This window comes from Halomonas sp. YLB-10 (genome assembly GCF_003856855.1).
Taxonomy (GTDB): Bacteria; Pseudomonadota; Gammaproteobacteria; order Pseudomonadales; family Halomonadaceae; genus Halomonas; species Halomonas litopenaei.
On sequence record NZ_RRCU01000005.1, the window covers coordinates 47,106 to 61,077 of the forward strand.

The 13,972-nt window shown below is 64.1% G+C and carries 14 protein-coding genes and 1 pseudogene; 5 read left to right on the forward strand and 10 right to left on the reverse strand.

Going from position 1 to position 13,972, the window contains the following annotated elements; translation table 11 throughout:
• Window positions 1-9: 9 nt before the first annotated feature.
• A complete protein-coding gene (locus EBB56_RS12275) occupies window positions 10-912 on the forward strand; it encodes a LysR substrate-binding domain-containing protein (RefSeq protein ID WP_045993878.1) in 903 nt (300 codons plus the stop codon).
• A 193-nt stretch (window positions 913-1,105) separates the two neighbouring features.
• On the opposite strand, the gene EBB56_RS12280 is transcribed toward EBB56_RS12275, so the two are convergent.
• The 5 genes from EBB56_RS12280 to EBB56_RS12300 form a co-directional block, all read right to left on the reverse strand.
• Window positions 1,106-2,389 (reverse strand): TRAP transporter large permease, encoded by a 1,284-nt coding sequence (locus EBB56_RS12280; RefSeq protein ID WP_204248973.1) that lies wholly within the window; start codon window positions 2,387-2,389, stop codon window positions 1,106-1,108.
• The gene (locus EBB56_RS12285; protein ID WP_045993858.1) at window positions 2,386-2,985 is read right to left on the reverse strand and encodes a TRAP transporter small permease; all 600 of its coding nucleotides are present in this window, start codon (window positions 2,983-2,985) and stop codon (window positions 2,386-2,388) included. The genes EBB56_RS12280 and EBB56_RS12285 overlap by 4 nt, the downstream gene beginning before the upstream one ends.
• 47 nt (window positions 2,986-3,032) lie before the next feature.
• Window positions 3,033-4,031, reverse strand: a complete 999-nt coding sequence (gene dctP, locus EBB56_RS12290; RefSeq protein ID WP_045993857.1) for a TRAP transporter substrate-binding protein DctP — start codon at window positions 4,029-4,031, stop codon at window positions 3,033-3,035.
• Window positions 4,032-4,135: 104 nt separating this feature from the next.
• Entirely contained in the window at window positions 4,136-5,299 is a 1,164-nt protein-coding gene (locus tag EBB56_RS12295) for a CaiB/BaiF CoA-transferase family protein (protein ID WP_045993856.1), read from the reverse strand.
• 76 nt (window positions 5,300-5,375) lie between these two features.
• On the reverse strand, window positions 5,376-6,320 hold the full coding sequence (locus tag EBB56_RS12300) for a hydroxymethylglutaryl-CoA lyase (protein ID WP_045993855.1): 945 nt from the start codon (window positions 6,318-6,320) through the stop codon (window positions 5,376-5,378).
• 486 nt (window positions 6,321-6,806) lie between these two features.
• Here EBB56_RS12300 and EBB56_RS22385 point away from each other — a divergent pair.
• Window positions 6,807-6,896 (forward strand): annotated as a pseudogene (locus tag EBB56_RS22385) (IS3 family transposase); the annotation flags it as partial.
• Window positions 6,897-6,966: 70 nt separating this feature from the next.
• Here the strand turns inward: EBB56_RS22385 and EBB56_RS12305 are convergent.
• Both EBB56_RS12305 and EBB56_RS12310 read right to left on the reverse strand, forming a co-directional pair.
• Window positions 6,967-7,371, reverse strand: a complete 405-nt coding sequence (locus tag EBB56_RS12305) for a hypothetical protein (RefSeq protein WP_045993854.1) — start codon at window positions 7,369-7,371, stop codon at window positions 6,967-6,969.
• A 78-nt stretch (window positions 7,372-7,449) separates the two neighbouring features.
• Window positions 7,450-8,346: a PhzF family phenazine biosynthesis protein gene (locus EBB56_RS12310; protein WP_045993853.1), complete on the reverse strand. Its 897-nt coding sequence runs from the start codon at window positions 8,344-8,346 to the stop codon at window positions 7,450-7,452.
• A gap of 273 nt (window positions 8,347-8,619) precedes the next feature.
• Between EBB56_RS12310 and pyrB the strand changes: the two genes are divergently transcribed.
• Window positions 8,620-9,648 (forward strand): aspartate carbamoyltransferase, encoded by a 1,029-nt coding sequence (gene pyrB, locus EBB56_RS12315; RefSeq protein WP_124804516.1) that lies wholly within the window; start codon window positions 8,620-8,622, stop codon window positions 9,646-9,648.
• 43 nt (window positions 9,649-9,691) lie between these two features.
• On the opposite strand, the gene EBB56_RS12320 is transcribed toward pyrB, so the two are convergent.
• Entirely contained in the window at window positions 9,692-10,498 is an 807-nt protein-coding gene (locus tag EBB56_RS12320; RefSeq protein ID WP_052704441.1) for a helix-turn-helix transcriptional regulator, read from the reverse strand.
• A gap of 116 nt (window positions 10,499-10,614) precedes the next feature.
• On the opposite strand from EBB56_RS12320, the gene EBB56_RS12325 reads away from it, so the two are divergent.
• Complete coding sequence (locus EBB56_RS12325) at window positions 10,615-11,427, forward strand: carbon-nitrogen hydrolase family protein (RefSeq protein WP_045993850.1); 813 nt, start codon at window positions 10,615-10,617, stop codon at window positions 11,425-11,427.
• 97 nt (window positions 11,428-11,524) lie between these two features.
• Window positions 11,525-12,847, forward strand: coding sequence for an APC family permease (locus EBB56_RS12330; RefSeq protein WP_045993849.1), 1,323 nt, complete (start codon window positions 11,525-11,527; stop codon window positions 12,845-12,847).
• Window positions 12,848-12,939: 92 nt separating this feature from the next.
• On the opposite strand, the gene ruvX is transcribed toward EBB56_RS12330, so the two are convergent.
• Both ruvX and EBB56_RS12340 read right to left on the reverse strand, forming a co-directional pair.
• The gene (gene ruvX / locus EBB56_RS12335) at window positions 12,940-13,395 is read right to left on the reverse strand and encodes a Holliday junction resolvase RuvX (protein ID WP_045993848.1); all 456 of its coding nucleotides are present in this window, start codon (window positions 13,393-13,395) and stop codon (window positions 12,940-12,942) included.
• Window positions 13,395-13,952 (reverse strand): YqgE/AlgH family protein, encoded by a 558-nt coding sequence (locus EBB56_RS12340; RefSeq protein WP_045993847.1) that lies wholly within the window; start codon window positions 13,950-13,952, stop codon window positions 13,395-13,397. The genes ruvX and EBB56_RS12340 overlap by 1 nt, the downstream gene beginning before the upstream one ends.
• Window positions 13,953-13,972 lie beyond the last annotated feature (20 nt).

Consider the following 13,972-nt stretch of genomic DNA (forward strand, 5'->3'; position numbering starts at 1 on the left):
CCAGAGCCGATGCGACATTTCGATCCCCAATCCCTGGCACTGTTCATCGCCGTGTGCGACCAGGGCAGCATCGCCGCCGCCGCCGAGCAGATGGCCATCGTCCCCTCGGCCATCAGCAAGCGCATGACGGCGCTGGAGGATCAGGTGGGGGTCCGCCTGCTGATCCGCCGCAAGCGCGGCGTGGTGGTGACACCGGCCGGTGAGGTGATGCTGCGTGCAGCTCGCGAGACGCTCTCTTCGATGGAGCGCCTGCAGGCTGAATTAAGTGAATTCAGCCATGGCCTGCAGGGCAACCTTCGTATCCTCGCCAGCCTGTCGGCGGTGTGCCAGTTTCTGCCGAGCCAGATCAGTCAGTTCATGAAAGAGCACCCCCGGGTTCAGGTGAATCTGGAGGAAAAGATCAGCGCGCTGATCACCCGTGGCATCGAGGAAGGCCGAGCCGATATTGGACTGTGCTGGGAAAACGCCCGCACCCACCACCTGCACCATCGCCACTACCACACCGACCAGCTCGGTCTGGTGGTCAAGCCGGACCACCCTCTGGCCGAGCGACATCAGCTGCGCTTCGAGGAAACGCTCGCCTACGACCATGTAGAGATTTTACCCGGCAGCCTGGTCAGTCTGACCCTGCAACGCGAGGCGACTCTGTTGGGGCGGGCGATTCGCTTTCGCGTCCATGTCACCACCTTCGACGCGACCTTTCGCATCGTCGATTCGGGTCTGGCGGTGGCGGTGGTGCCCATGGACGCCGCCGGTCTCTACGCCAAGGCCATGGACATTCGTGCGATTCCCCTGGTCGACGAATGGGCCACCCGACGCTTCGTCGCCTTCGTCCGCGACCTCGACGCCCTGAGCGCCCCCGCCCGCCACCTGTTCGACTACCTGACCGAGTCAGCCTCGTCGTCGCCTTAGGGCTTGTCTGAAAAGTGCCTGCGCTCGGTAATACGGCGTTAAAAATCGGCTGGTGCGCCAGCCCGGTCAAAATGCTCATTTACACCCCGTAAACTGCGCTTTCTCACCGATTTTTGCCTTGTCTAACCTTCGCTCGTCGACTTTTCGGACAGCGCCTAATGCTGACCAGCAACCTATGCCGCGTGTCTCCGGCTCAAGGCCCCAAGTCCAGCATGGTCCCGGGCAACCACAGCGCCAGGCCTGGAAAGACCATCACCAGAGCCAGGCCCAGCAGCATCAACACCACGAAGGGCAGTGAGCCGCGGATGATCTGACCAATCGGCGCCTCGGTAACCGCCTTGATGGTGAAGAGGTTCATGCCCACCGGCGGGGTGATCATGGCCAACTCCAGGTTGATCACCAGCATGACGCCGTACCAGATGGGGCTGATATCAAGCAGCGTCAGCGCGGGTAGCACCACCGGTGAGGTGATCAGGATGATGGCGATGGACTCGAGAAACATGCCGAGCACGAAGATCAGTGCCATCATCGCCAGCAGGAAGCCGAAGGTCCCCATCTCCATGGTCGATACCAGACCCACGATCTGTTGAGGAATCATCAGCTTGGTCAGGGCATGGCTGAAGACTGCGGCGCCGGCCAGAATCATGAACAGCATGGCCGAGGTACGGCTGGCATCTATGGCCGACGCCCAGATCTGCCGGAGCCCGACGGTGCGGTAGATCAGGCTGCCGACCGCCAGCGCCAGCAGCGCCCCTACCGCCGCCGCTTCAGTGGCCGTGAACACGCCCACGTACATGCCGCCGAGCACCAGGGTCGGCAAGGCCAGCGCCCAGCCGGAACCACGAATGGCGACCAGCGCCTCCTTGAGGCTGGCTCTGGGTTCGCGCTGACGGTGGCGCTGCTGAAAGGCGGTGGACAGCATGAAGATCAGCGCCAGCATCAGCCCCGGGATCAGTCCGGCCATGAACAGCCCACCGATCGAGGTATCGGTGGCCACGCCGTAGATGATCATCGGCCCCGAAGGCGGAATCAGGATGCCCAGGGTGCCCCCGGCGGCCACAAGCCCGTAGGCGACCTTGGGGTCGTAGCCGAAACGGATCATCTGCGGTATCGCCACGGCGCCAATGGTCAGCGCCGTAGCCACGCTCGACCCGGAAATCGCAGAGAAGATCATGCAGGCCAGGATGGTGGCGATACCGACGCCTCCCGGCATATGCCGCGTCAGGGTATAGGCCGTGTTGTAGAGGTCATCGATGATCCGCGCACGAATCATGATATGGGCCATATAGGCGAACAGGGGGATGGCCAGCAGCACGTAGAGGCTGATCTTGTGAAAGATGACCTCGGAAACCCCGACCACCCCGGCCCCGGAGCCAATCAGCAGCCCGCCACCGAACAGCGACAGCCCCGCGAAGATGGGTAGCCCGGTGAACAGCAGCAGCACCAGACCCAGCAGGATGGCAGCGACCGACATCATGAGCGCACCTCCCTGGCATGGCTGTCGTCAGCGTCCACGACGACGAAGGCCTGTCCTCCTCCGGCCAGGCGCAGCAGCGACTCCAGCGCTACCATGGCAAGCATTACCCCACCGAAGGGGATCATCAACTGCAGCAGGTACAGCGGCACCTGCACGTAGCCGATGGTGGTCATGCCCAGCATTTTCGAGAACATCGCCGTCTGCCAGCCGTCGATGATCAGAAACAGCGCGACCACCAGCACCGCCACCATCGACCAGGCCTGAACCCAGCGTCGGCGTCCCTGTCCCAGGCGTTCGGTCATCAAGTCGACGCTGAGGTGTCGTCCCTCGCGCAGCGCTGAGGCGGTAGCGCACATGACGATCCCCACCAGCACGAAGGTGACCACGTCATCGATCCATAGCGAAGGACTTCCCAACAGATAGCGGGCGATGACCGAATAGCCGATCAGCAGCATGGCGACCAGTACGCCCAGCGCCGATACCGCCATGAACAGGGTGGTCAAAGCCGCGACCACCGGCGATAGGCGGCGGCAAAGGCGCGCCGCTCGATTGTCGAAACAGGGCTCGGTGGAGCCGGTTGATGTCTCGATAGGCATGTCACTCTCCTTTCCGGCGGTGGGCGTCTGCCTCGCCGAAGGCCGTGTCAGCGTTGTTCGATCAGGTCCAACAGTTCCTGCCCGCGAGGAGTTGTCTCGAGGAAGGCAGCGATAACTGCCGGTCGCATAGCCTCTCCCAGAACCCGCTGCTGCGCGTCGTCGAGCAGCGTGATCTGCATGCCGCTGTCTTCCAGCCGCGTGATCTGTTCCGAGAAGATGCCTTCGGAGCGCGGCAGCAATTGTTGCTCGGCACGCTCCAGCGCCGACGTCACCACGCCCTTCAGCTCATCCGGCAGCTCGCTCCACCAGCGCGGGTTGACGATGATGTTCTGGTACACGGTGATCAGGTTGGTGCCCACGCCATAGGCCTGCACCTCGAAATAGCGGCGAGCGTAGACGGCACTAGCGCTGCTCATGGCGGCGTCGATGACCCCTGTCTGGAGCCCCTGATAGACCTCAGAACCAGGCATGGTCGACGGAGAGGCGCCCATGGCGATCAGACCGGCGTCGAAGACCTTGCTGAGGCCACGAATCTTGATGCCCTGAAAATCGTCAGGCTCCTCCAGCGGCGCCTGAGCCGAGGTGTAGACAAGATTGTTGGCGTCCACCAGCCAGGCGAGATTGGTCACGCCCTTTTCAGCCAGACGTTGATCGAGCCAGGCGGCGGCCTCGGAGTCGGCGAAGTTCTCCAGGTCCTGCGGATGAGTGATCAGGTAGGGAATATTGAATACCTGCATCTCGGGGATGGTCCCTCCCCACAGCAGGTTGAGCATCGATGCGGCCTCGATCTGTCCGCGAGCCACCGCAGCGTGGAACTGGGTCGGCCCATACAGTTGCGCCCCGCCGAAGATTTCGACTTCGAGGTGCCCGTCGCTGCCTGCCTCGACCTCACTGGCGAAGGACTCGAGGGCCTGGGCGACATGATGGGATGCCGGCAACTGATGGGCGAGACGCAAGGTGTAGTCGGCGGCCAGCGACGCATCGGAAGCCCCGAGCAAGGCGATGGCAGCGGCCAGGGTGGTCAGGCGTAGACGATGGATAGTCATGGCTGGGCTCTCTTTGTTGTGGTTTAGCCTTGTCTTGCTGTGCTTCGTGCAAAAGCGTCTGGTTCGCTGCCAGACCTCGCGGCAGGTAAACAACCGCAGGCAGATCACAGCGATCGGTCGGTAGCGAGGCCGAGCTTTCCCAGCACCTCCTGGGTATGCTCACCGATACGGGCCAGCGGCATCCGCACCTGGGGGCGCTTGCCGCCCATCAGCAGCGGCAGCAGCACGGTCTGGGTAGTTCCCTCCTCGTCGTTGGCAAGTGGCACAAGCCCACCGCTGGCCCTGAGGTGGGGGTCATCGAGCAGCTCGTCGGGCCGGGTGATCGGTGCGTAGGGCAGACCGGCCTGATCCAGCCGGCGGCTGACATCTTCGATTTCCAGTTGCGCCAGGGTCTCGCCGAGGGCATCGAGCAGATCGCGGCGTACCGGCAGTCGCTGCTCGTTGGTGGCCAGCGCCGGATCATCCCGCAGGTCTTTCCGACCCAGCACTTCACACAGCTGAACCCACTGCTTGTCGCTGACCGCACCGATGAAAAGCTGTTCGCCCCTGGCCAGCGTAAAGACGTCGTAAACGGTCCATGGCGACACCCTGGAGGGCATCGGCGGCGGCACCTCTCCCGACATCGCGGCCTGCTGCATATGCGAAGCACTGAGAAAGACGCAATTCTCGAAGAGCGCGCTCTGAATTTCCTGGCCGCGCCGAGTGTGGCCTCGCTCCATCAAGGCAGCCAAGACACCGATGGCGCCAAACATGCCGCCCATGATGTCGTTGACCGAGGCGCCGGCACGAAGCGGGCGACCCTCCGGGCCCGTCATGTACGCCAGGCCCCCCATCATCTGCACCACCTCGTCGAGAGCCAGGCGGTTGTCGTAGGGGCCTGGGAGAAAGCCCTTGTGAGACACGTAGATCAGCTCGGGATAGCGCGCCGAAAGGCTGGCGTAGCCGAATCCGAGTCGCTCCATGAGGCCTGGACGAAAGTTCTCGATCATCACATCGGCGTCTTCCAGCAAGGCATGCAACGCCTCCCGGCCGGCATCCGACTTGATGTCCAGCACCACGCTCTTCTTGTTGCGGTTGTAGGTTCGAAAGAACCCCATGCCCACACCACTCATCCTGCGGGTCTTGTCGCCGCAAGGTGGTTCGATCTTGATGACCTCGGCGCCGAGATCGGCAAGGATCAAGCCACAGGTCGGGCCCATCACCATATGGCTGAATTCAATAACCTTGATGCCCGATAGCGGCAGACGAGCGTCGTTAGCAGTTGTCATGTCGAGGTCCTTGGCGACGCCCTGCGTAAGCAGAACGAGTGGAAGAATAGTGATCGCAGCACAACGGCGAGGAAGGCTAGGCCAGCGACGACGAAGCGGAGCAAAAGGTTCTTGGCAAGCCCGCCCGCCAAAGGGTTCCATGGGTGGTTTCACCGTCCAGCCAGCCGACGAGATCGGCGCGCAGGTCAAGCAGCCTGTCGATGTCGACACCGGTAGCCAGCCCCATGGCTTCGAGCATGAAGACCAGGTCTTCGGTGGTGGTGTTGCCACTGGCACCTGGGGCGTGGGGGCAACCGCCGATGCCGGCCAGCGAGGCATCGAAACGGGTGATGCCGGCATCGAGAGCGGCCGTGGTGTTGGCCAGGGCAAGGCCCCGGGTATCGTGAAAATGCGCTCGCCAGAGCGCATCGCCGGCCAGTTCTCGAGCCGCGACAAACAACTCTCGAACCCCACGTGGGTCGGCGTAGCCCACCGTGTCGGCCAGACTGACCCGCTCGGCACCTGCCGCCAGCGCGGCTTCCATCAGCCGGAGCACTTCATCTCGCGGGACGTCCCCCTGCAGGGTGCAGCCAAAAGCGGTACCGATCCCCACTTCGATCAGGATGTCGCTCGCCGCTGCGTCGCGCGCTTCACGGATCCGCGCCACTTCCTCGATCATCGCATCCGGCGTCTTGCGCACATTGGCCAGGCTGTGCGCATGGCTGGCCGACAGCGGCAGCAGCATCAAGTCCGCGCCACTGGCGATGGCCAACTCAGCACCCTTCAGGTTTGGCACCAGCACCGTGACAAACAGCGCCTCCAGCGTCCTGGCGAACGCCACCAGCTCAGCGGTATCGGCCAACTGGGGCATCAGCCGAGGAGGCACGAAGGAGCCCACCTCGATTTCTCTCAGTCCAGCGTCGTAGGCAGCCTGAATCCAGGCGAGCTTGCGCTCGGTGGGCAGCGTCATGGTGAGGCTTTGCAGGCCATCACGCAGGCCAACCTCACTGATGATGGCAGGGCGGTTCGAAGGGGAAGACATGAGGATCTCCGGGAAGTCGTCGTGTTACAGCGACTCTAGGAGCCTCCTCAGACAGGCAACAGTGCACGATCCTCAAGCGAAACATTCCCAAAAGGAACGCATTTTTAATTAATACTTATTTTTCAATCAATAAGACGCCGGAAGGTCGGCCTCTTAGTAGCTTTTCAGCTACGACTTTCGTCGCTCACCCTTAGACCAATGGCGCACCCATTTTTCCCACCATGGGCCATGTCCGCCGCGATAAAGGGCGCTAACCTGCACCGAAACCTGAAGACGTTTTCGTCCCTTTTTACTGTCACCGTTCCTGTGTGGAACGGCATATCTGAGGACAACGACAGCGTACCTTTTCGAGACATGACCGCGATGTGCTAGGTCGGTGTCCACCCAGGCCAGGCGCCCCATCCTGCGATCCTCGGCATACAACACCGCCACCTGTCACCGATCTAGGTCGTCAGTCCCCCCTGTCTCGGCGAAGGCGGTCAGGGCATCCATTACTTAAACCACGAATGCCTCAAGCTGAAACTAAAAGGCCTGAGCCCCGCACAGTACAGGACTCAGGCCTTGGGCATCGGCTGAATGAACTGTCCAACTATTGGGGATCAGTCCAGTCTTCAGACGGGGCCGCTGCCGTTCCAGAGGAACGTATCTACTGACGCCAGGCGCGCACGAACATCCAGGTGCCGAGGCCCCAGGCGCCGTTGACCATAAAGCCGATGGGGAAGATCGCCGGGTCGATGCCGCGCCCCTTGAGCGGGAACACCACCAGCATGGCCACCAGGGTCAGGGCGATGCCGCCGAACAACCCTGCCTTCCACCAGCCCCCCTGATCGATCCGCCTGAGCGCGAACACCAGCATCATCACAAGCCCCCAGACGCCGCCCCAGAAGCTTGCCGAGAACCAGGCCGGCACGCCCAGGGGGGCAGCGGGTGAGGTGGAATAGGGGGCAAAGGGGATCACCCCGTAGGCGTGCAACAGCCCCACTACCGGCTGGTGGAAGCACAGCACGGCGAGAAAGCCGGCAACGAAGGCCAGGACCAGATGACGGGTCATGCAAGACTCCAGAAAGTGCAGTGACTGGGTGGTAAAGGCACGAGCTTCGGTAACGCCTCGATCACCAAGGACGATGCCTCAGTCACGAGGATAGAGACCGCCCTCGCCCATCAGCACCGCCTGCCCGGCGATCTCGACGCTGACCTTGCCCTTGTCGTCCCGAGTGGCGCGGGCATGGATCTGGCTTGGGCGGTGCATCGCCTCGCCCTGGTGGATGCGCCAGTTGTTGCCCTGGCTCTTCGACTGCTGTCCCAGAAATCCCGCCAGCGCCGCCGCCGCGCTGCCGGTGGCGGGGTCCTCGACAAAGCTGCCGGCGTGGCGCGAGAACATGCGTGCGTGAATCTCGCCGGATTCCTTGGCCTCGCGCACATAGAAGTAGACCTGCTCCACGGCGCTGGGTGACACGTGGCGCTGCCAGGCTTCGCCATCGAGCGCCAGCCGCGCCAGCGCCTGGACGTTGACCAGTTCGACCAGATGAAACGGTAGCCCGCAGGAGGCCTGGACCGGGTCCGCGGCGACGTCATCGAGCTCGAGCCCGGCCAGCTCCGCTGCGCTGGACTGGCCCAGCGTGCTGGTGCCGACCTCCGGCGCGCGCGCCATCTTGAAGCGTGCCAGGTCGCCCTCATAGGTCACCTTGAGCGGCCCGCCAGCCAGATCCAGAATGACCGGGCTATCGGCGCTGACCTCGCCAGCATGCACCAGCCCCTGGGCGGCGATCAGATGGGCCACGCCAATGCTCGGATGGCCGGCAAACGGCAGCTCGCGGTGAGGAGTGAAGATACGTACCGGAAAATGCCGGCTCGCCTGGGCCCGCCCGACGAAGGCCGTCTCGGCCAGGTTCAGCTCGTTGGCGATGGCCTGCATGCGCTCCCCCGCGATACCGTCGGCGTCGAGAAACACCGCCAGTGGATTCCCGGCGAACGGTTGGTCGGTGAACACATCGAGCAGGTAGTAGCGGGTCAGGGACGGCAGCATAGGCGGCTCCACTTGGACTTGGTAGACCAGGGCCAGGCTACATGCGCCCGACACCGGTGGCGCCTTCCAGCATAGAGGCCCCGGCGTCCACCTTGCCAGCGCGCGAACGAGCAAACCCCTCTACGGCAAAGTCAACGCTAGAGCGTTGGCAAGCATCCGTCACCGCCTTTACGGCCTCCCTAATCTGATGAGGGGCACGGCAAGCGCTCTTCGAGGCTGAACTCAGTGTGCACCAGCGGTACACTAGCGCCCGTTCCCACTGCCGAGGCCGCCGTGATGTCCCACCTGCTCTCCATCGACTCCCTGTCCCGCGACGATATCGATCACCTGATGCGAGTGGCGGCCGCCATGGAACCCGTCGCCCAACGACGCAAGGTCACCCGGGTGCTGGAAGGCGCAGTGCTCGGCAACCTGTTCTTCGAGGCCAGCACCCGTACCCGCGTCAGCTTCCACACCGCCTTCTCGCGGCTCGGCGGCAGCGTCTGCGACACCACCGGCTTCACCTTCTCGTCGATGGCCAAGGGCGAATCGCTCTACGACACCAGCCGCGTGATGGCCGGCTACTGCGACGCCATCGTCATGCGCCACCCGGACCAGGGCTCGGTGGCCGAGTTCGCCAGCGCCACCCATGTGCCGGTGATCAACGCCGGTGACGGCCCCGGCGAGCACCCGAGCCAGGCGCTGCTGGACTTCTACACCATCGACAAGGAATTCAGCCGCCAGGGCAAGACCCTCAAGGGTGCCCACGTGCTGATGACCGGCGATCTGAAGTACGGCCGTACGGTGCACTCGTTGATCAAGCTGCTGGCGCTCTACGCGCCCATGCGCGTGACCCTGGTGGCCCCGCCGGGACTCGAGATGCCCAACCACCTGATCGAGCGGGTCAGCCGCCAGGGCCTGGACGTGGAGGTACGCGAGAGCCTGGCCGGTGACTTCTCCGATGTCGACGTGGTCTACACCACCCGCATCCAGAAGGAGCGCTTCACCGCCGAGATGAGCGAAGGCTTCAACCTGTCGCGGGACTTCACCGTCCACCGCGCCTTCATGGACAGCCGCTGCAACCCGTCCACCATCATCATGCACCCGCTGCCCCGGGACAGCCGTCCGGAGGCCAATGATCTGGACGTCGACCTCAACGGCGACCCGCGCTTGGCGATCTTCCGCCAGACCGACAACGGCATTCCGGTGCGCATGGCGATCTTCGCCACCCTGCTCAAGGTCGAGCACCTGATCGAACGCGACCTGCGCGACGTGCCCTGGTTTGTGCCGGGCAGCGTCGGTGTCGACGACGCCAAGTTCTAGCTGCAGCGGTGCCGGGCGGGAGCCTGGCACCGGCGCCACAGGTTCAGGGGCGCTCCTGCCAGAAGCGCGAGAACAGCTCGGCCTGGGTGTTGATCCCGAGCTTGGCGTACAGGTGCTTCTTGTGGACCCTGACGGTCTCCACCGAGATGGACAGGCGTCGGGCGATCTCCTTGGTCGACCCGCCGCCCAGCATCAACTGGCTCACCTCGCGCTCGCGATCGGTCAGCCCGAAGCGGGTCGCCGTCTCTTCGACGCCACCTCGGTGCGGATGCCAGGGATGGGGGCCGGGCGTCTCGCCGCAGCGCTCGAAGTGCATGCGCAGTCGCATCAGCTCACCGAGCCAGGGCTCGACCAGATGCAGCAGGCCGATTTCGCTGTGCAGGAAGGTTCGGGTGGAACCCAGCGACAGGCACAGGGTACGACCAGCGCCCAGTGACCGATTGATCTGCACCTCGTCACTGACGATATTGCGCCGGAAGTAGCGCTGGTAGTACTCGGTCGCGGTGAACCGTGCCGGGGCTACGTCATCCAGCGTTACCAGGCCATCGAGACCATTGTCGCGGGCGGCGACGTAGAAAGGATCCAGCAGATACAGGCCGCGCTGGTAGTCCTCGAACAGGCTTTCATCGGCGCCGTCGTCCTCGTCGCTTTCGGCCAGGATGGTCGGCGGCTGGTCGGCGTGGAAGACCAGCGCCACCCAGGTGTTGTAGACGATGTGGCGCGCCAGGGTGCGGCTGACGGCCTCCCAGAAGTCTTCACTTTCCAGGCGTGCCAGCAGGCGCGCGAAGTCGCGATGCCAGCCCATCGCCTCGAGCATTCCCGTGGTTCCTTCCTCACTGTTCTGCGACATCTGACGGCGCCTCACCCTATGGGGGTAACCCTGCCATGGAATAGGCAGCCTCGGTGAATAGAGGATACTGACATTCTATAAAACGCCAACCGACAACAACGGCTGTGGAGTCTTCCATGCAGATAGCCCTGGCACAACTTCCCGGCATCGAGGGAAACATCGAGGCCAACCTGGACGCCGCCCTGAGCACCCTGGAACGACACGGCGACCAGGTGTCGCTGGTGGTCTTTCCCGAGACGCATCTCAGCGGCTTTGCCGAACAAGACCACGTCGACGATCGTGCCCTGGCGCTCGATGGCCCGGAGGTGGCTCGTCTGATCCAGGCCAGCCGTGACCACGACTGCGCCCTGGCCATCGGCCTGCTCGAGCGGGCCGCCGATGGTGTCTACAACACCACGCTACTGATCACCCCGGAAGATGGCATCGCCCTCACCTATCGCAAGACCCACCTGTGGCCCGATGAGCGGGAGCTGGTCGGCCTGGGCCAGCGCATCGGTGTCACCCGCTGGCGCGGGCTGACCCTGGGGCTGATGATCTGCTACGACATCGAATTCCCCGAGACCGCACGGGCCCTGGGCGCGCTGGGCACCGACCTGATGCTGGTGACCAACGGCAACATGGACCCCTACGGGCCGGTACACGCCCGCGCCGCCCAGGCCCGCGCCCAGGACAACCAGTGCTTTGTCGCCATGGCCAACCGCTGCGGTGAGGGCGCCGGCCTGACCTTCGCCGGCCACAGCGCGGCGTATTCGCCGCTTGGCGAGACCCTGTTCGAGGCCGATCGCGACGCGGGGGTACACCTGGTATCGCTCGACCTCGAGCTATTGAATCGTGCCCGGCGGGACTATGACTACCTGGCCGATCGACGCGTCTCGCTGGACCTTCAGCGCGACGACGACTCACGAGGCCCCGGTTTCCGCCTCATCTGACCCGGCTTTCCTGACCATGTTTGCCTGACCATGATTGCCTGACCATGGTTGCCTGACCCGACTGTCCATCACCAACAACCATAACGCGAGCCCCAAGATGTCTCACTCCAAGCCCCAACTCGGCCTGTGGCAGGTCGTTCTATTCGGCCTTGCCTACATGACACCGATCATCGTCCTCGGCACCTTCGGCGTGCTGGCGGTGGTCTCCGAAGGCGCGGTATCCGGCGCCTACGCGGCGGCACTGATCGCCATGCTGTTCACCGCCCACAGCTATGGCCGCATGGCCAGCGCCTACCCGGTGGCCGGCTCCGCCTACGCCTATGTGCGCCACGCCATCAACGATCGACTGGGTTTCATGGCCGGCTGGGCCATCCTGCTGGACTACCTGTTTTTGCCCATGGTGATCTGGCTGATCGGTGCCGCCTATCTGCACTCGGCCTTTCCGTCCGTGCCGGTGCCGGTGTGGCTGATCGCCTTTATCGCGGTCACCACCTTCATCAACATCATCGGCCTCAAACTAGCAAGCCTGGTCAACAGCGTGCTGATGCTGGTTCAGGTGCTGGTGATCGCCGCCTTCGTCGCCCTGGCGGTGCACTACGTGCTCGGCGACCCCAGCCAGCCGCTGTGGAGCCTGACGCCCTTCCTCGGCAGCGCCGACAGCCCCCAGATGCCACTGCTGATGGCGGGCGCCGCCGTCGCCTGCTACTCCTTTCTCGGCTTTGACGCGGTGACCACCCTGACCGAGGAGACCCGCGACGCCGAGCGGACCCTGCCCCGCGCCATCCTGCTGATCACCCTGCTGGGCGGCCTGATCTTCATCCTGGTGTCCTACTTCGTGCAGCTCGCCGCGCCGGGCTACGAGTTCGCCAATGCCGACGCCGCCGCCTACGAGATCGCCCGCAATATCGGCGGAGACGTCTTCGTCTCGATCTTTCTGATCGGCCTGGTCGTCGGCCAGTTTGCCTCCGGCATCGCGGCCCAGGCCAGCGGCTCGCGACTGCTTTACGCCATGGGCCGCGACGGCGTCCTGTCGACCCGCCTGCTTGGGCGCCTGGGACGCTTCGGCACGCCTACCGGTGGCCTGATACTCAGCGGCGTGGTGGCGCTGCTGGCGTTGACCATGGACGTGCTCTCGGCGGCTTCCTTCATCAACTTCGGGGCCTTCCTGGCCTTCGCCCTGGTCAACCTGTCGGTAATCGCCCACTACTACATCAAGCAGGGCCGACGCGGCCTGGCCGACAGCCTGTACTTCCTCGTCGCGCCGACCATCGGTCTGCTGGCGATCCTGTGGCTGATGGCCAGCCTGGACCGCTCCGCGCTGATGCTGGGCGGGATCTGGCTGGCCTGCGGCCTGGCGTGGCTGGCCTGGCTGACCCGCGGCTTCCGCCAGGCGACACCGGAGCTAAGCCTGGAGGGTTGAACCTGCCTGGGTCGATTGCACCAAAAAAAGCCCGAGGCCATGGCCTCGGGCTTTTTTTGGTGCTTCACAAGTTCGGTGCAACAGTGGCGAGCTCAGCGGCTCGGCAACCCTTCCTCCCGGGCAAAGAAGCCTTCCAGGATCAGCACCGCGGCGATGCCATCGACGCTTTCCTTGCGGTAATTTCCCCCGTGTCCCTGCTCCCGGGCGATGGCCTTGGCCTCCCGGGTGGTGCCGCGCTCGTCGAACATCTCGCACTCGACCCCGTAGCGGCCAAACAGCCGCTTGCCGAACTTGCGCGCGCGGGTGCTCATCTCGCTCTCGCTGCCGTCCATGTTGAGCGGCAGGCCGACCACAAAACGGTCGGGCTGCCACTCCTCGACCAGCGCGCTCACCCGTTGCCAATCGGGAATGCCATCCCGGGCCGGCAGCGGCTCGAGCTCCCTGGCGCTGCGCAACAGCTCGTTGCCCACCGATACGCCGATGCGCCGGGTGCCGAAGTCGAAGGCCAGGATCAGGCGCTCTCCCGGCTCACGCTTGCGACTGGCCATCAGCCGTGCCCGGCCTCGCGGGTCATCAGGTTGAGATCGATCCCGAGGATCCCGGCGCTGGCTGACAGGCGCTGCTCCGGCGGCGTCTCGAACAGCACGTTGGCGCGGCCTTCCACGGTCAGCCAGGCGTTGTCCATCAGCTCGTTCTCGAGCTGACCGGACTCCCAGCCGGCACACCCCAGGCACACCAGAAAGCGCTCGGGGCCCTCGCCCTTGGCCAGCGCCTGGAGCATGTCCATGGAGGTGGTCAAGGCGATATCGTCGGTGACCTGGATGCTCGAGTCCCAGGGTTCAGCGGAGCCCGAGTGCAGGATAAAGCCGCGATCCTTGTGCACCGGGCCACCGTAGTACACCGGGGCCTGGGCGTTGGCCGCTTCTTCCACGCTGATCTCGAGCTGTTCGAACAGGGCGTCGAGGGTCAGATCGGTGGGCTTGTTGACGATCACGCCCATGGTGCCGTTCTCGTCGTGGTCGCACAGGTAGCTGAGCGTCCCGGCGAAGTTCGGGTCTTCCAGATGGGGCATGGCCATCAGGAAATGGTTCTTCAAGCTTTGCATGTGACTCCCAGGCGGTCTTG